We start from the raw sequence: 15,926 nt of genomic DNA on the forward strand, positions 1-15,926 counted from the left end.
AACCCAGCAAGTCGCGAGCCAAAAATTCTGATGCGCTACCCCAAGATTTCCTGAGGCCCGGCTTTGAACGGGTTGGTACCAGGCCAGATGCAGCTGTCCGGACGCGGGGTGACTTGCGTGCGGGGCGGCCGCGAGGTGTTTTCGGGGCTCGCTTTCGAGGCGGTCTCCGGCGAAGCCGTGGCGGTCACGGGGCGCAACGGATCAGGCAAGACCTCGCTGCTGCGGCTGATTGCCGGCCTGCTCATTCCGGCCGGCGGAACAATCGCGCTCGATGGGGGCGATGCCGAGCTGACGCTGCCCGAGCAGTGCCACTATCTCGGCCATCGCGATGCCCTCAAGCCCGCGCTGAGCGTGGCTGAAAACCTGTCATTCTGGGCTGATTTTCTCGGTGGCGAGCGCGGCGACGCCGCTGAAAGCCTCGCCATCGTCGGCCTGGACCACGCCACCGATCTGCCCGCGGCCTTCCTGTCGGCCGGCCAGCGCCGCCGGCTGTCGCTGGCCCGGCTGCTAACGGTCCGCCGCCCGGTCTGGCTGCTGGACGAGCCGACCAATGCGCTGGATGCCGCCGGCCAGGACATGTTCGGCGGGCTGATGCGGGAGCATCTCGGACGGGGCGGCCTGATCATCGCGGCGACACATGCCCCGCTGGGGATCAATTCGCGGGAGCTGCGGATCGGGGGAGTGGCGTGAGGCAGCCCGACCCTCAGTTTTCCAAGCGGCCGGGCTCGGCTCTCTCCGTTCCCTCCCCCCTTGTGGGGGAGGGGCAGGGAGGGGGGTGCCACACGGCAAGACCTAACCGTTCTAGCGTCGTAGCGACGGGCGCTCTGATGCTGGCGGACCGGAGACGACAGGCATCCCTCCCGGGGCTACCCCCCTCCCTAGCCCTCCCCCACAAGGGGGGAGGGAACGCAGTGTGCCCGGGGCTCGCGGCAGATGCTCTCCCAACCGCTGGGAGCCCCCCATGACCGCCCTCTCCGCCCTCATCCGCCGGGACATCAAAATCGCACTCCGCGTTGGCGGCGGGGCCTTGATTGGCGTGCTGTTTTTCCTGACCGTCGTCGTCCTGATGCCATTCGCGGTCGGGCCGGACCTGGCGCTGTTGTCGCGGCTGGGGCCGGCCATCCTGTGGCTCGGCGCGCTGCTGGCGAGCCTGCTGACGCTGGACCGGCTGTTCATGGCCGATCACGAGGACGGCTCGCTCGATTTGATCACAATGAGCCGGACGCCGCTGGAACTCGCATGCGCGGCCAAGGCGCTGGCGCATTGGCTGGCCGCGGGCCTGCCGCTGATTGTCGCAACCCCGGTGCTGGGCCTCTTGCTCAACCTCGACATGATGGCGACCGGCGCGGTGGCGCTGACGCTGCTGGCGGGCACGCCTGCGTTGACCTTTACCGGCATGATCGGCGCGGCACTGGCGGTGACGCTGCATCGCGGCGGGCTGCTCATGGCCGTGCTGGTGCTGCCGCTGTCGATTCCCGTCCTGATCTTCGGGGTTGCGGCCTCGCAGGCGGCGATCACCGGGCCATTGTCATTCGGCGCGCCCTTCTCGATCCTTTGCGCGCTGTCGCTGGTCAGCCTCGTGATCGGCCCGTTTGCGGCGGCGGCGAGCCTGAAACATGGACTGGACTGACCTTGACCCCGATCAACTTTCGCTGCGTGGTTCCGTGCTGATTGCGTGAGCCACCAGCGGTGATTATCAGGATACCATGACGCTGATCGACCTCGCCAACCCCACAAGGTTCCTCGCGCTGAGTGCGCGGGTGCTGCCGTGGCTCGCGGCCGCGACCGTCATCCTGCTCACGATCGGCCTTTATCAATCCGCCTATGCGCCCGACGACTATCAGCAGGGCGCGACTGTGAAGATCATGTTCATCCACGTGCCCAATGCGTGGCTATCGATGTTCGTCTGGGGCGTGATGAGCATCGCCTCGCTCGGCACGCTGGTGTGGCGGCATCCGCTCGCCGACGTCGCCGCCAAAGCCGCCGCACCGATCGGTGCCAGCTTCACCTTCCTCGCGTTGCTCACGGGCTCGCTGTGGGGCCGGCCGATGTGGGGCACCTATTGGGAATGGGATGCGCGCCTGACCTCGGTGCTGATCCTGTTCCTGATGTATCTCGGCCTGATGGCGCTGTGGCGCGCGGTGGAAGATCCCTCACGCGCGGCACGCGCCGCGGCCGTGCTGACGCTGGTCGGTGCGATCAATCTTCCCATCATCAAATTCTCTGTCGACTGGTGGAATACGCTGCATCAGCCGGCCTCGGTGATGCGCCTGGGCGGCTCGACGCTCGACAAATCGTTCCTGATTCCGCTCCTGGTGATGGCGGTCGCATTCACGCTGCTGTTCGTCACGCTTCACTTGGCTGCCATGCGCAACGAGATTTTGCGACGCCGTGTCCGCTCCTTGCAGATGATGCAGGCGAGCCAGAAAGCCGCATGATGATCTCGCTTGGTCCCTACGCGTCCTTCATCGTGACATCTTATGCCGCCGCGGCCGTCGTGGTTGCGATCCTGATCGGCTGGGTCGTGTTCGACTATCGCAACCAGACGCAGCGTCTGCGCGAGCTCGACCGCAGCGGCGTCACCCGCCGTTCGGGCCGCAGTGCCGTGGACACACCATGAGCGAGCGATCGACCCCGGCAGCGCCGCAACGCCGCACCTTCCTGATGGTGCTGCCGCTGCTCGCCTTCACCGCCCTTGCCGTGCTGTTCTGGTTCCGGCTCGGCAGCGGCGATCCGTCGCGGATTCCGTCCGCGCTGATCGGCCGGCCCGCGCCGCAGACCACGCTGCCGCCACTCGAAGGATTGCAGGCGGACAATGCGCAGATCCCGGGCCTCGACCCGGCCGCCTTCAAGGGCAAGGTCAGCCTCGTCAATGTCTGGGCGTCCTGGTGCGTGCCGTGCCACGACGAGGCACCGCTCTTGACCGAGCTTGCGAAGGACAAGCGCTTCCAGCTCGTCGGCATCAATTACAAGGACGCGCCCGACAATGCGCGGCGCTTCCTCGGCCGCTACGGCAACCCGTTCGGCCGCGTCGGCCTGGATGCCAACGGCCGCGCCTCGATCGAGTGGGGCGTCTATGGCGTGCCGGAGACCTTTGTCGTCGGCCGCGAAGGCACCATCGTCTACAAGCTGGTCGGCCCGATCACGCCGGAGAATTTCCGCAGCGTGCTGCTGCCGCAAATGGAGAAGGCGCTGGGGCCGGGATCTTAGTCTCGTGCCCCGGACGCGGCGCAGCACGAAGTGATGCACCGCAGAGCCGGGGTCCATATCGCCACGACCGCGCTTCTGGAGAGAGACTGGGTCCCGGCTCGCGCTTCGCGCGTCCGGGACACGAGACCGTCACCCCTTCCGCACATCTCCCGCCTCGGCCTCGCTGGTCTCCAGCGAGACCGGCTCGACGCCGTAGCGCTTGGTCAGCGGCATCTGGGCGATGGCGAAGATCATGGTCAGCGGCGTGACGCCGAACACCTTGAAGTTCACCCAGAAATCCGTGCTCTGGGTGCGCCAGACGATCTCGTTCAGCACCGCCATGCCGGCGAAGAACAGTGCCCAGCGCAGCGTCAGGATGCGCCAGCCCTGCGGCGTCAAATTGAACATCTGGTCGAACATCACGGCGATGAAGGAGCGGCCGAACAATAGCCCGCCGCCGAGGATCGCGGCGAACAGGCCGTAGATGATGGTCGGCTTGACTTTGATGAAGGTCTCGTCGTGCAGCACCAGCGTCAGCGTACCGAACACCAGCACGATCACGCCGGTGACGATCGCCATGATCGGGATGTGGCGCGTCACCACATAGGAGGCGATCATCGCCGCCACGATCGCGACCATGAAGGCGCCGGTCGCGGCGAATAGATTGAACTTCGCATTCACGAAGAAGAACACGAGCAGCGGACCGAGCTCGGTCGCAAGCTTGAACAGCGGATGCGGCTGGGTCTTGTCCATTCTCTAGCTTTCGATTCCGGCGATCGCGCGGGCGAAATCGCGCGCGGTAAACGGCGCGAGATCGTCGACGCCTTCGCCGACGCCGATGAAATGCACCGGCAGTTTGAATTTTTCGGCGAGCGCCACCAGAATGCCGCCGCGCGCGGTGCCGTCGAGCTTGGTCATCACAAGGCCGGTGACCCCGGCGGTGCGATGGAAAGCCTCGACCTGCGACAGCGCATTTTGACCGACGGTCGCATCCAGCACCAGCAGCACGGCATGCGGCGCAGTGTCATCCACCTTGCGGATCACGCGCACGACCTTCTCGAGCTCGTTCATCAGCTCGGCCTTGTTCTGCAAGCGGCCGGCGGTGTCGATCAGGAGCACGTCGATGGCCTGCTCCTTCGCTGCCGTCAGCGCATTGAAAGCGAGGCTCGCCGAGTCCGAGCCCTGCGCGCCAGCGATCACGGGCGTCCTGGTGCGCTCGCCCCAGACCTTGAGCTGCTCGATCGCTGCTGCGCGAAACGTGTCGCCGGCGGCCAGCATCACCTTGCGGCCTTCGGAGGCAAATTTCTGCGAGAGTTTTCCGATGGTCGTGGTCTTGCCGGAGCCGTTGACGCCAACCACGAGGATCACAAACGGCTTTTTCGCCGCGTCGATCTCGAGCGGCTTGGCGACCGGCGACAACACCTTTTCGACCTCGGTCGCGACCACGTCCTTGACCTCGTCGGCCGAGATCGCCTTGTCATAGCGCCCGGTGCCGACGGCATCTGCGATCCGCACCGCGACCGAGGTGCCGAGGTCGGCGCGCAGCAGCACGTCCTCGATGTCGTCGAGCATGGCGCGGTCGAGCTTGCGCTTGGTGACGAGGTCGGCAACCGCGGTCCCGAGCGAGGACGAGGTGCGCTTCAGCCCGTTGGACAGGCGGCGCCACCAGCTCAGCTTGGGGGTCTCTTGGGTGGTATCGTTCATGGTGGCGGTGTGTTAGCCGTTCCCGCTGTTAAACGAAAGTCTTGTCCGAAGGTCCTGCAATTGCTCGATGTTCCCGAATTGACCGCTGAGGAGATCCAGTCGCGCGTGCTCCATCGCGACGGGCTGATGCTGGTCATCGACAAGCCGGCCGGCCTGCCGGTGCATCGCGGCCCCAAGGGCGGCGCCAATCTGGAAGCCTCCTTCAACGCGCTCTGTTTCGGCCTGCCGCGGCCGCCGGTGCTCGCCCACCGGCTGGACAAGGACACCTCCGGCTGCCTCGTGCTCGGCCGCCATCGCAAAGCAACCGCGTCGCTCGGCCTCCTGTTCAAGCACGGCAAGATCGGCAAGACCTACTGGACCGTGGTCGAGGGCGGCCCTGCCGAGGACGAAGGCACGATCGACATGCCTCTAGGTCGGCTCAATGCCGAGCGCGGCTGGTGGCAGAAGCCTGACCCGGAGGGGCAGAAAGCCGTGACGAAGTGGAAGGTGATGGGTCGGGGCCACGGTTTCACCTGGGTCGCCATGGAACCGGTGACCGGCCGGACCCATCAATTGCGGGTGCATTCGTCGGCAACAGGCTGGCCGATCTTCGGCGATAACATTTACGGCAACGGCCCGCGTTTCGGCGAGCCGAAGCTGCACCTGCATTCCCGCGAGATCGTGGTGCCGATCTCCCGGAACAAGGAGCCGGTCCGCGTGGTCGCGCCCGCCCCGCCTCATATGCACGAAAAACTCCGCGCCTGTGGCTGGAACGGGGAATAGTGGCGGCCCGAAGGCATGGTTTACGAAACGTTCAGTGCTCGTGTCTAAAGATTGCGGTTGCTTAGAACAAGCTTCCGTCACCCGCTCAGGACGAGCAACGCGTCATGTCCACGGCCGAACTATCGATTATCGACGAGGTCGAAACCGCCATTCGCCTCGGCTCGGCCGAAAAGGGCCTCGAAACGGCCCGGCGCGTCACCGACCTGTTCCTGTCCTCCGCCGGAAATTTTGACGACGAGCAGATCGCGCTGTTCGACGACGTGCTCGGGCGCCTGATCGGCACCATCGAGCTGCGCGCCATCGCCGACATGGGAGCACGCGTCGCGCTCGCCGAAATCAGCGCCCAGCTTGCGCCGATCGCTCAGGCGCCGCCTTCCGTGATCCGCCGCCTCGCGAACAATGACGAGATCCGCATCGCCGGCCCCGTGCTGCAGGAGTCCGCGCGCCTCGACGACCGCGAGCTGGTGAAGATTGCCTCCAGCAAGGGCGAGCCGCATCTGCTCGCGGTCGCCGGCCGCTGGTGGCTGAAGGAGATCGTCACCGACGCACTGCTGGCGCGCCGTTACCCCAGCGTCAGCCGGCGTCTCGCCGCCAATCCCGGCGCGCGTGTCTCGGGCAACGGCTTTGCCGTCATCGTCGGACAGGCCGAGTCCGATCCTGAGCTCGCCGTCAGCGTCGGCGTCCGCGTCGACTTGCCGTCGGACCTGCGCCGTCAATTGCTGCGCTCAGCAACGGACACGGTTCGCACGCGATTGCTGTCGCGCGCGCCGCCCGATCTGTTCGATGAAATCCAGAGCGCGATTGCTGCCGTCACCGTCGGCGTCGAACGCGAGATGTCGGGTGTCCGCGATTTCGAGGGCGCCAAGCGCGCGATTGCGAATCTCAAGGCATCCGGCCAGCTCAACGAGGCGACGCTGCTCGGCTTCGCAAGGCACCGACGCTACGAAGAGGCTGTGGCGGCGTTGGCGGCCCTGTCAGGATCGACCGTCGAGGTGATTCGTCCGCTGATGCAGAGCCTGCGCGAAGACGGCCTGCTGGTGCCATGCAAGGCAGCGCAGCTGAGCTGGGAAACCACCGCCGCCGTACTCGAAAGCCGCTTTGCGACGGGTGCCATGAAGCCGGCGGATGCTGCGAGGGCGCAGAGCAATTTTGCCCGCATGTCGCCGGAGAATGCGCGGCGCACGCTGCGCTTCTGGCAGGTAAGAGCTTCGTAGACTGCTCGCGACTTAAGCACTCAGCATCCACACCCTCGGTGTCGTCCCGGCGAAGGCCGGGACCCATAACCACAAGGAGTAGTGTGGCGAAGATTCGTGCTCAGCTTCGTTGGGACAAGCACCCCTCGCGATCGATAGATCACGCGGTATGGGTCCCGGCCTTCGCCGGGACGACAGCTGAGTATGTGGTCAGCCGCTTACCATCACTGCCGGCGATCCTGAGCGGCACCACACTCCCCACGCGCTCGCCAGCGATCGCCACCGGCAGATAGTGCTCGGTGCGTCCCTGCCCCTCGCTCTCGATCAGCACCTCGCGCATCGCGCCGATCTCGGCCTGCAGCCGCTGGCGTAACGCAGCCTCGCCCACTGCGCGCAGCCGCTTCGCGCGTTGCTTGATCGCTGCCCCCGCGACCTGCGGCATCCGCGCGGCCGGCGTGCCGGGGCGCGGGGAATAGGGGAAGACGTGCAGAAACGTCAGGCCGCATTCCTCGACCAGATCGAGTGAACGCGAAAACATTTCCTCGGTCTCGGTCGGGAAGCCCGCGATGATGTCAGCGCCGAAGACGATGTCCGGCCGCAGCCGACGCACCTGATCGCAGAACGCGATCGCGTCCTGCCGCAAGTGCCGCCGCTTCATGCGTTTCAGAATCATGTCGTCGCCGGCTTGCAGCGACAGATGCAGATGCGGCATCAACCGCGCATCGTTGGCGATGGCATCTAACAGATCGGCGTCGGCCTCGATCGAATCGATCGAGGAGATGCGCAGCCGCTTCAGCTCCGGCACATGCCGCAGGATCCGCTTCGTCAACATGCCGAGCTTTGGTACGCCCGGCAGATCGGCGCCGTAGCTGGTGAGATCGACGCCGGTCAGCACGATCTCGGCATGCCCGCGCTCCACCAGCGCCCGCACCTGATCGACCACCGCGCCCATCGGCACCGAACGCGAATTGCCGCGGCCGTAGGGGATGATGCAGAAGGTGCAGCGATGGTCGCAACCGTTCTGCACCTGCACGAACACCCGTGGCAGGCCGCTCGCATAGCCGTCGATCAGATGCGGCGCCATCTCCTTCACGGCCATGATATCGCTGACGGCGACCTTCTCGTTTGTGCCGAGATCGAAGGCGTCGCGCGCCTCCCGCCACGCATCGCCGCGCATCTTGTCGTCATTGCCGACGACGCGATCGACCTCGGCCATATCAGCGAACATGCCGCTCTGCGTCTGCGCCGCGCAGCCGGTGACGACGATGCGCGCACCGGGCCGTTCGCGCTTCAACTTGCGGATCGACTGCCGCGCCTGCGCCACCGCCTCGTTGGTGACGGCGCAACTGTTGATGACAATGGTGTCTTCGAGCCCGGCGCCCTCCGCTTCGCGGCGGATCACCTCGGCCTCGAAGGCGTTGAGGCGGCAGCCGAAGGTGACGACCTCGACAGCCATTACCCGGCCGGCGCGAACAGCGCCGGATCGAAATTGCCTTCATATTCGAAGGTCGCGGTACCCGTCATCAGCACGTGGTCGTCGCGCTCGCGCCATTCGATGCCGAGCTTGCCGCCCGGCAGCGTCATCTCGACCTTGCGCTCGGTGCGCTTCAGGCGCGCAGCCGCAACCGCGGTCGCACAGGCCGCCGAGCCGCAAGCCCTGGTGAGACCCGCGCCGCGCTCCCAGGTGCGCATCGTGATGTGCTCGCGATCGACGATATGGGCGAGCGTGATGTTGGCGCGATCGGGGAAGATCGGATGATTTTCCAGCAGCGGACCAAAGCGCGCGAGATCATAGGCATCGACATCGTCGACCCAGAAGATCGCGTGCGGATTGCCCATGCTCACCACAGACGGCGAATGCAGGATCGGGTTGTCGATCGGCCCGATCTGCAATTCGATATAGCGGGTGTCGCGAAACTCTTCCGCCAGCGGAATGTCCTGCCAGCCGAATTTTGGCGCACCCATGTCGACCGTGTAGAGGTCCGGCGCAGGGCCCTGCCAGGCATTGAGCAGACCGGCCGCGGTCTCGAACGTGACCGTGGCCTGCCCGGTCTTCTCGAAGATGCGGCGGACCACGCAGCGCATTCCATTGCCGCAGGCGCCAGCTTCCGAGCCGTCATTGTTGTAGATGCGGATGAAGGCCTCGGTGCCGTCGAGCCGCGGCTTCTGGAGCACCATCAGCTGGTCGTAAGGCACGCCGCCTTGCGCGGACGCTACCGCGCGGGCATCGTCCGGCGTGACCTTCCCTGCGGAATCCCGCATGTCGACAACGACGATCTCGTTGCCGATGCCGTTCATCTTGGCAAATGCGTGGTTGTCCAGCGCGCTCATGAAAATTCCTGAATTCCGCCCGTCTTATATGGCGATCCTTGGCGGCTTGGCCAGTAATTTGGCTGCGGCAGCGGTTGGACTGCCATGACGCATCTGTCATGGGACGAATTCGACGGTCGCGTGTTAGAACGGCGCAGTTCGCGCGAACCGGGATGCGCGGCCGGGTTAAGGCCTTGGTGGGCAAGGTCTGGGGAGAATAAAATGAATACTTTTCGTCGTCTCGCTTTGGCCACGCTGATCCCGGTAGCAGCCTTATCGCTTGGCCTGTCCGGCGCTCTCGCGCAGACCCCGAGCCCGGCGCCCGCCGCGTCGGCCAGTCCCTCGCCGGCCCCGTCAGCCACGCCCTCCCCGGCCACAAGTGCCTCGCCTGCACCCGCAGCGACTCCTTCGCCGGCACCATCGCCTGCGGCCAGCGCCTCACCGAGCCCGGCGGCACCCCCGCCGGCCGCGGCCGCCAATCCCGCCCCGGTTCAGACCGCCGATCCCTTCGGCCTGGAGACCACGCTCGAGGCCAAGAAGGTCGTGATGGTCAAGGGCACCGCCAATTGGGATTCGGCCTTCGACACCCTGGTCGACGCCTTCAAGGCGCTGAACGCGCTGCTCGACAAGCAGGGCATCAAGCACGCCGGCAATTCGATGATCGTCTACACTTCGACGGACGACACCGGTTTCACGTTCCTCGCCGAGATCCCGGTCGAGCAGGATCCGAAGAACCTGACCAAGGACATGAGCATCGGCAAATCGCCCGAGGGCAAGGCACTGAAATTCGTCCATCGCGGTTCCTACGACAATATGGACAACACCTATGAGGCGATCACCAATCACCTCGACGACAAGAAGCTGGAAGCCAAGGACACGTTCATCGAGGAGTACCTCACCGATCCGCTCAAGACGGCCGAGGACAAGCTCGTGATCAACGTGTTCGTGCCACTGAAGTGAGACCGATGAAAAAGCCCACTGCCCTCGCCGCAATCTTCGCCGCCACCCTGCTGGCATCGCCCGCGCTCGCCGACGATTTTCCGTCCGCCATCACCGTCAGCGGCGAAGCGACCGTTTCGGCGGCGCCCGATCTCGCCCAGATCGATGCCGGCGTCGCCAATGATGCCAAGACGGCGAAGGAAGCGTCCGACGCCAACAACGCCGCGATGGGCAAGGTGCTGCTGGCGCTGAAGGGCGCCGGCATCGCCGAGAAGGATTACCAGACCTCGCGCCTGTCGCTGCAGCCGCAATATGCGCCGAACCGCTCGAACGGCGTCTCGCCCGTGGTCAGCTTCCGCGCCTCCAACCGCGTCACCGTAAAAATCCGCGACGTGACCAAGGTCGCCGGCATCATCGACACGCTGGTCAATGCCGGCGCGAACGATATCGGCAACATCTCGTTTGAAGTGACGCAGGCCTCAAAACTGCTCGACGACGCCCGCGTGCAGGCGGTCGCCGATGCCCGCCGCAAGGCCGAGATCTACGCCAAGGCCACCGGCGTCACGCTGGGCGCGCCGCTCATTGTCTCCGAAGGCGGCGCTCCCATGCCGCTGTTCAAGGGCCGCATGGCCGCAGCCCCGATGGCCGCGCCTGCTGCCGTTGCGCCGGGTGAGGAAACGCTGTCGGTTACGGTGAATGTGAGCTGGGCGATCAAGGCCGGGCAGTAAGGACGTAAGACGCACACTGCCGCAACACCAATAGTGTCGTCCCGGCGCAGGCCGGGACCCATAACCACAGGGAGTGGTTTGGCGAACGCTGGCAGTGATCCATCACAGCGCGGTACTGCTAGCGAATCATCACCGATAGATCACGCGGTATGGGTCCCGGCCTCCGCCGGGACGACAGCGGAGCTAAATCTCCACCACCTGCCCCGGCTTCATCGCCACGAACCGCTCCTGCGGAATCCTCGCGGCACCGAGCGCTTCCGCCAGCGCCTTGGCCGGCGCGTCGATCGCTTCATCGGTCAGCTGGAACGTGCCGTGATGATGCCCGAGCGCGGCTTGCGCGCCGCAATCATCTAGTGCCTTCACCGCATCCTCCGGGTTCATGTGCTGATCACGCATGAACCAGCGCGGCTCGTACGCGCCGATGGGAAGAATCGCCAAGCGTAGCGGACCATGCTTCTCGGCGACGCGGCGGAAATGTCCGCCATCGCCATAGCCGGAATCGCAGACGACGTAGATTTTCCCCGCAGGCGTCTCCAGCACAAAGCTCGCCCACAGTGCCTTGTTGCGGTCGAACATGCCGCGCGCCGACCAGTGCCGGGTCGGCACCAGCGTCACGGCGACACCATTGCCGAGCTCGACGCGGTCGTGCCAGTCGAACGCCTCCGCCTTGATCGTGGAGTCGGCGCTCCGCATCGTCACGTCATTGCCGAGCGGGGTGACCACGCGCGGCGCAAAATTCTTCGCGAGCCGCGACAACGTCGCGAGATCGAGGTGATCGTAGTGGCCGTGCGAGACCAGCACGATGTCGATCTTCGGCAAATGATCGAAGGCGATGCCGGGATCGTTGTGCCGCTTCGGCCCGGCAAAATTGACCGGCGACACCCGCGAGGACCAGACGGGATCGACGAGGATGTTGAGGCCGCCGGTCTGGATCAGCCAGCTGGCGTGGCCCACGAAGGACAACCGCGCCTTGCCACCAGCGACCCGCGCCGGCGGGGTGTCGGCATAGGGGCTTGGTGCCCAGTCGGGCCAGCTCGCGCGCTGCCCCCGGCCACCGAATTGCCAGCGCAACACCTCCCCGAGCGATCTCGGCGGCGCGCCGTCCGGATCGAAGAAGTGCAGGCCGTCGAAATGGTCGGAGACTGGGCCGTCATAGGTTTTCATGCGGGACATCCAGAAGGACGGGACGCCAACCAGCGCGCCGACACCGGCAAGCAATCCGAAAAGGCTGCGGCGGGTGATCGGCACGGGGCGGACTTTAGGGATGGTCGGGGCGGTAAGACATCACCGGCTATATGGGCGGGGTCGCCGAAAAAGGAACCCATCGCGGGAAACGCCCTGTTTTCAAGGCCTTGCCCTGGCAAAGGCGTCCCGCCACCCTAACTTTCCTTGACTTTTGGGCGCGAGCGGCGTTTAACCCCGCCACTTTCTCGGAAAGGCTTTCTTTTCGACCCGCCGCCTGGCCCTCGAGCCGGAGGTCAACGCCCGACAGCGCTATGCGCCCTCGGGCGCAAAGGTGTTTGGACTTTCTTCTCCCTCGCCCCGCTCTTGCGGGGAGAGGGTCGGGGTGAGGGGCTCTCTCCGCGTGTGGCGCGCGTGGATAGTCCCGTACCCCCTCACCCGCCGCGTAAGGACGCGGCGACCTCTCCCCGCAGGCGGGGCGAGGTAAAAAAGGACAATGGCATTGTTCGACAATCTGTCGGAACGGCTTGGCGGCATTCTCGATCGTCTGACGGGGCGCGGTGCGCTGACCGAAAAAGACGTCGACGCCGCGATGCGCGAGGTGCGCCGCGCGCTGCTCGAGGCCGACGTCGCGCTCGAGGTCGTGCGCAGCTTCACCGAACGCGTCCGCGAGCAGGCGATTGGTGCCACCGTCGTCAAGTCGGTCACGCCCGGCCAGATGGTGGTCAAGATCGTCCATGACGAGCTGATCAACACGCTCGGCGCCGAAAGCCAGACCATCGACGTCAATTCCGTGCCGCCGGTGCCGATCATGATGGTCGGCCTGCAAGGCTCCGGCAAAACGACGACCACTGCGAAGCTCGCCCGCCGCCTGGTCCAGCGCGACAAGCGCAAGGTGCTGATGGCCTCGCTTGACGTCTATCGCCCGGCGGCGATGGAGCAGCTGGCCGTGCTCGGCCGCGACCTCGACATTCCGACGCTGCCGATCGTCGCCGGCCAGCAGCCGCCGCAGATCGCGAAGCGCGCACTCGAAGCCGGCAAGCTCGGCGGCTACGACATCGTGCTGCTCGACACCGCCGGCCGCACCACGCTCGACGAAGAGATGATGGCGGAGGCCGCAGCGATCAAAGCTGCTGCAAACCCACATGAAGTGCTGCTGGTTGCGGACTCCCTGACGGGTCAGGACGCGGTCAATCTTGCGCGCGCCTTCGATGAGCGCGTCGGCCTCACCGGCATCGTGCTGACGCGCGTCGACGGCGACGGCCGCGGCGGCGCTGCGCTGTCGATGCGCGCCGTCACCGGCAAGCCGATCAAGCTGATCGGCACCGGTGAAAAAACCGATGCGCTGGAGGATTTCCATCCCGACCGTATCGCCGGCCGCATCCTCGGCATGGGCGACGTGGTCTCGCTGGTCGAACGCGCCGCCGCCAATATCGACGCCGAAAAGGCCGCGCGCACCGCCGAGCGCATGCGCAAGGGTCAGTTCGATCTCAACGACATGCGCGAGCAGCTGCTGCAGATGGCCAACATGGGCGGCATCAGCGGCCTGATGGGCATGATGCCCGGCATCGCCAAAATGAAGAACCAGATCGCGGCCGCCGGGATCGACGACAAAATCCTGAAGCGCCAGGTCGCGGTGATCGATTCCATGACGCGCGACGAGCGCCGTCATCCCGACCTGCTCAAGGCCAGCCGCAAGAAGCGTATCGCTGCCGGCTCCGGCCAGAGCGTCGAGCAGGTCAACAAGCTCCTGAAGATGCACCGGAACATGGCCGACGTGATGAAGGCCATGGGCTCCGGCAAGCGTGGCCCGCTCGCCGGCATCGCGCAGGCGATGGGCTTTGGCGGCGGCATGAAGCCGCCCTCGCCCGAGGAGATGAAGGCGTTGCAGGAAAAAATGCAGGGTGGCGGACAGGGTCTGCCCAGCCTGCCGAAGGATATGCCGGCAGGTCTTCGCACCGGCCTGCCGAACGTTCCCGGACTGACCGGGCTGAGCGGCAAGCCGACGCTGCCGGGCCTCGGCGGTTTTCCAGGCAAGAAGAAATGAGGAATTCGTCGCGAGGGATCGCACCGGTCTCACGCAACGCGGAATACCAATCAACCGAACAAAACGTACTTTGAAGGAGAACTAGATGTCCGTCGTTATCCGCCTCGCCCGCGCAGGTACCAAGAAGCGTCCCGTCTATCACGTCGTCGTCGCCGATTCGCGCTTCCCCCGCGATGGCCGCTTCATCGAGCGTCTCGGCTATTTCAACCCGCTGCTGCCGAAGGACAACGAGACCCGCCTGAAGCTCGACATGGACAAGGTGAAGGCGTGGCTCGCCAAGGGCGCGCAGCCCTCGGACCGCGTGTCGCGTTTCCTCGATGCCGCCGGCGTCAAGAAGCGCGAAGCGCGCAACAACCCCGAGAAGGCCGTGCCGCGCAAGGAGCGCAAGGCGCAGGCCGAAGCCGCTGCGAAGGGCTAAGGCTCATCCATGTCGGCGCTGATCTGCGTCGCGCGGATCGGCGCCGCGCATGGTGTGCGCGGCGCGGTCAAATTGTGGACCTTCACCGAAGATCCCTTTGCCGTTAAGCGCTACGGTCCGCTTCTCTCCAAGGATGGCAAGCGCCAGTTCGAGCTGGCGCAGGCCCGTGAAGCCAAGGACCATCTGGTCGCGACCTTCAAGGGCGTCACGACCCGCGATGAGGCCGAGCGCCTCAACGGAATCGAACTCTATGTCGCGCGCGAAAAGCTGCCCGCGACCGATGAGGACGAATACTACCACGCCGATCTGATCGGGCTCGCCGCCGTCACCACGGCAGGCGATGCGCTCGGCCGCGTGCTTGCGATCCACAATTTCGGCGCCGGCGACATCATCGAGATCGCGCCGCTCAAGGGCGCGACGATGCTGCTGCCGTTCACCAACGCAGTGGTGCCTGAGGTCGATATCGCCGGCGGCCGCGTCTTGATCGCGCTGCCTCAGGAGATAGAGGGCGACAGGGACGGAGACGAAGACCCCTCTCCGAGTCGTCCCGGCCTAGTGCGCAAATCGCACGGGGGCCGGGACCCATAACCACAGGACGTGGTTTTTGGCTAAGCTGATGGCTCCAGCCGTCGCAAAATTAACTGCGGTGGCTATGGGTCCCGGCCTTCGCCGGGACGACGGATTTTAGAAGCACGATGACCACCTCCTCATCCTGGCGCGCGACGGTGCTGACGCTGTTTCCGGAGATGTTTCCGGGACCGCTCGGCGTGAGCCTGGCCGGCCGCGCGCTGGCCTCGGGCCTCTGGGAGATCGAGGCGCGCGACATCCGAGCCTCCGCCACTGACCGCCACCGCAGCGTCGACGACACCCCGGCCGGCGGTGGCCCAGGCATGGTGCTCCGGGCGGACGTTCTGGCGGCGGCGATCGACGCCGTGGAAATTGCCCCGGACCGGCCAAAGCTGCTGATGAGCCCGCGGGGTCGGCCATTGACCCAGGCCCGTGTCGCCGAGCTCGCCCAGGGCCCCGGTCCCCTGATCGTTTGTGGGCGGTTCGAGGGGATCGACCAGCGGGTGATTGACGCGCGCGGCCTGGAGGAGGTCTCGATCGGCGATTACGTGCTGTCAGGGGGCGAAATCGCCGCGCTAGCCCTGATCGACGCCTGCGTCCGGCTGCTGCCGGGCGTCATGGGCAAGGAAGCCTCGGGAACCGAGGAGAGTTTTTCCGACGGCCTGCTCGAATACCCCCAATACACCCGGCCGCAGCTGTTCGAGGGGGTTCCGATCCCGGAGATCCTGACCTCGGGCGACCATGCCAAGGTCGCGGCCTGGCGGCGGGCGCAATCCGAGGCCCTGACGGCAGCCCGGCGGCCCGATTTATGGGCCGAAATCCCGCCCAAAGCCCCGAATCGGCCCGGACGCCAAAAAACGCCAAAAAACAAGACAGACGGGTGACAA

At 65.7% G+C, this 15,926-nt stretch carries 18 protein-coding genes; 13 read left to right on the forward strand and 5 right to left on the reverse strand.

Annotation, left to right across the window (positions count from 1 at the left end; all coding sequences use genetic code 11):
* Positions 1–87: 87 nt before the first annotated feature.
* The 5 genes from ccmA to ACLFLU_RS00540 all read left to right on the forward strand — a co-directional run bounded on the left by ccmA (position 88) and on the right by ACLFLU_RS00540 (position 3,210).
* Entirely contained in the window at positions 88–690 is a 603-nt protein-coding gene (gene ccmA, locus ACLFLU_RS00520) for a heme ABC exporter ATP-binding protein CcmA (RefSeq protein WP_426410441.1), read from the forward strand.
* A 271-nt stretch (positions 691–961) separates the two neighbouring features.
* On the forward strand, positions 962–1,630 hold the full coding sequence (gene ccmB, locus ACLFLU_RS00525; protein ID WP_426410442.1) for a heme exporter protein CcmB: 669 nt from the start codon (positions 962–964) through the stop codon (positions 1,628–1,630).
* Positions 1,631–1,706: 76 nt separating this feature from the next.
* Entirely contained in the window at positions 1,707–2,438 is a 732-nt protein-coding gene (locus ACLFLU_RS00530) for a heme ABC transporter permease (protein ID WP_426410443.1), read from the forward strand.
* Positions 2,435–2,620: a heme exporter protein CcmD gene (ccmD, locus tag ACLFLU_RS00535; protein ID WP_426410444.1), complete on the forward strand. Its 186-nt coding sequence runs from the start codon at positions 2,435–2,437 to the stop codon at positions 2,618–2,620. The genes ACLFLU_RS00530 and ccmD overlap by 4 nt, the downstream gene beginning before the upstream one ends.
* On the forward strand, positions 2,617–3,210 hold the full coding sequence (locus tag ACLFLU_RS00540; RefSeq protein WP_426410445.1) for a DsbE family thiol:disulfide interchange protein: 594 nt from the start codon (positions 2,617–2,619) through the stop codon (positions 3,208–3,210). The genes ccmD and ACLFLU_RS00540 overlap by 4 nt, the downstream gene beginning before the upstream one ends.
* Before the next feature lie 129 nt (positions 3,211–3,339).
* Here ACLFLU_RS00540 and ACLFLU_RS00545 read toward each other — a convergent pair whose 3' ends face one another.
* Together ACLFLU_RS00545 and ftsY are read right to left on the reverse strand one after the other, a co-directional pair.
* On the reverse strand, positions 3,340–3,942 hold the full coding sequence (locus ACLFLU_RS00545) for a septation protein A (protein WP_148778471.1): 603 nt from the start codon (positions 3,940–3,942) through the stop codon (positions 3,340–3,342).
* Between the two features lie 3 nt (positions 3,943–3,945).
* Entirely contained in the window at positions 3,946–4,893 is a 948-nt protein-coding gene (gene ftsY, locus ACLFLU_RS00550) for a signal recognition particle-docking protein FtsY (RefSeq protein ID WP_426410446.1), read from the reverse strand.
* Between the two features lie 60 nt (positions 4,894–4,953).
* On the opposite strand from ftsY, the gene ACLFLU_RS00555 reads away from it, so the two are divergent.
* Positions 4,954–5,655, forward strand: a complete 702-nt coding sequence (locus ACLFLU_RS00555) for an RluA family pseudouridine synthase (RefSeq protein ID WP_426410447.1) — start codon at positions 4,954–4,956, stop codon at positions 5,653–5,655.
* Positions 5,656–5,759: 104 nt separating this feature from the next.
* On the forward strand, positions 5,760–6,869 hold the full coding sequence (locus ACLFLU_RS00560) for a DUF2336 domain-containing protein (protein WP_426410448.1): 1,110 nt from the start codon (positions 5,760–5,762) through the stop codon (positions 6,867–6,869).
* A gap of 139 nt (positions 6,870–7,008) precedes the next feature.
* Here the strand turns inward: ACLFLU_RS00560 and mtaB are convergent, their stop codons facing one another.
* Together mtaB and dapF are read right to left on the reverse strand one after the other, a co-directional pair.
* On the reverse strand, positions 7,009–8,304 hold the full coding sequence (mtaB, locus tag ACLFLU_RS00565; protein WP_426410449.1) for a tRNA (N(6)-L-threonylcarbamoyladenosine(37)-C(2))-methylthiotransferase MtaB: 1,296 nt from the start codon (positions 8,302–8,304) through the stop codon (positions 7,009–7,011).
* Positions 8,304–9,179 carry a diaminopimelate epimerase gene (dapF, locus tag ACLFLU_RS00570; protein ID WP_426410450.1) on the reverse strand — a complete coding sequence of 292 codons (876 nt, stop codon included), beginning with the start codon at positions 9,177–9,179 and terminating at the stop codon, positions 8,304–8,306. Before dapF ends, mtaB begins: the two co-directional genes overlap by 1 nt.
* A gap of 201 nt (positions 9,180–9,380) precedes the next feature.
* Here dapF and ACLFLU_RS00575 point away from each other — a divergent pair, with 201 nt between their 5' ends.
* Together ACLFLU_RS00575 and ACLFLU_RS00580 are read left to right on the forward strand one after the other, a co-directional pair.
* Complete coding sequence (locus ACLFLU_RS00575; RefSeq protein ID WP_426410451.1) at positions 9,381–10,118, forward strand: GyrI-like domain-containing protein; 738 nt, start codon at positions 9,381–9,383, stop codon at positions 10,116–10,118.
* Between the two features lie 5 nt (positions 10,119–10,123).
* The gene (locus tag ACLFLU_RS00580; protein ID WP_426410452.1) at positions 10,124–10,825 is read left to right on the forward strand and encodes an SIMPL domain-containing protein; all 702 of its coding nucleotides are present in this window, start codon (positions 10,124–10,126) and stop codon (positions 10,823–10,825) included.
* Positions 10,826–11,008: 183 nt separating this feature from the next.
* On the opposite strand, the gene ACLFLU_RS00585 is transcribed toward ACLFLU_RS00580, so the two are convergent.
* A complete protein-coding gene (locus ACLFLU_RS00585) occupies positions 11,009–12,073 on the reverse strand; it encodes an MBL fold metallo-hydrolase (protein WP_426410453.1) in 1,065 nt (354 codons plus the stop codon).
* A 436-nt stretch (positions 12,074–12,509) separates the two neighbouring features.
* Here ACLFLU_RS00585 and ffh point away from each other — a divergent pair, with 436 nt between their 5' ends.
* The 4 genes from ffh to trmD all read left to right on the forward strand — a co-directional run bounded on the left by ffh (position 12,510) and on the right by trmD (position 15,923).
* A complete protein-coding gene (gene ffh / locus ACLFLU_RS00590) occupies positions 12,510–14,054 on the forward strand; it encodes a signal recognition particle protein (protein ID WP_426414185.1) in 1,545 nt (514 codons plus the stop codon).
* Positions 14,055–14,139: 85 nt separating this feature from the next.
* On the forward strand, positions 14,140–14,472 hold the full coding sequence (gene rpsP / locus ACLFLU_RS00595) for a 30S ribosomal protein S16 (RefSeq protein WP_014438992.1): 333 nt from the start codon (positions 14,140–14,142) through the stop codon (positions 14,470–14,472).
* A 9-nt stretch (positions 14,473–14,481) separates the two neighbouring features.
* Complete coding sequence (gene rimM / locus ACLFLU_RS00600) at positions 14,482–15,060, forward strand: ribosome maturation factor RimM (RefSeq protein WP_426410454.1); 579 nt, start codon at positions 14,482–14,484, stop codon at positions 15,058–15,060.
* Positions 15,061–15,167: 107 nt separating this feature from the next.
* On the forward strand, positions 15,168–15,923 hold the full coding sequence (trmD, locus tag ACLFLU_RS00605) for a tRNA (guanosine(37)-N1)-methyltransferase TrmD (protein ID WP_426410455.1): 756 nt from the start codon (positions 15,168–15,170) through the stop codon (positions 15,921–15,923).
* The last annotated feature ends 3 nt before the right edge of the window (positions 15,924–15,926 follow it).

It is taken from the genome of Bradyrhizobium ganzhouense, from assembly GCF_049949285.1.
Lineage (GTDB): Bacteria > Pseudomonadota > Alphaproteobacteria > Rhizobiales > Xanthobacteraceae > Bradyrhizobium > Bradyrhizobium ganzhouense.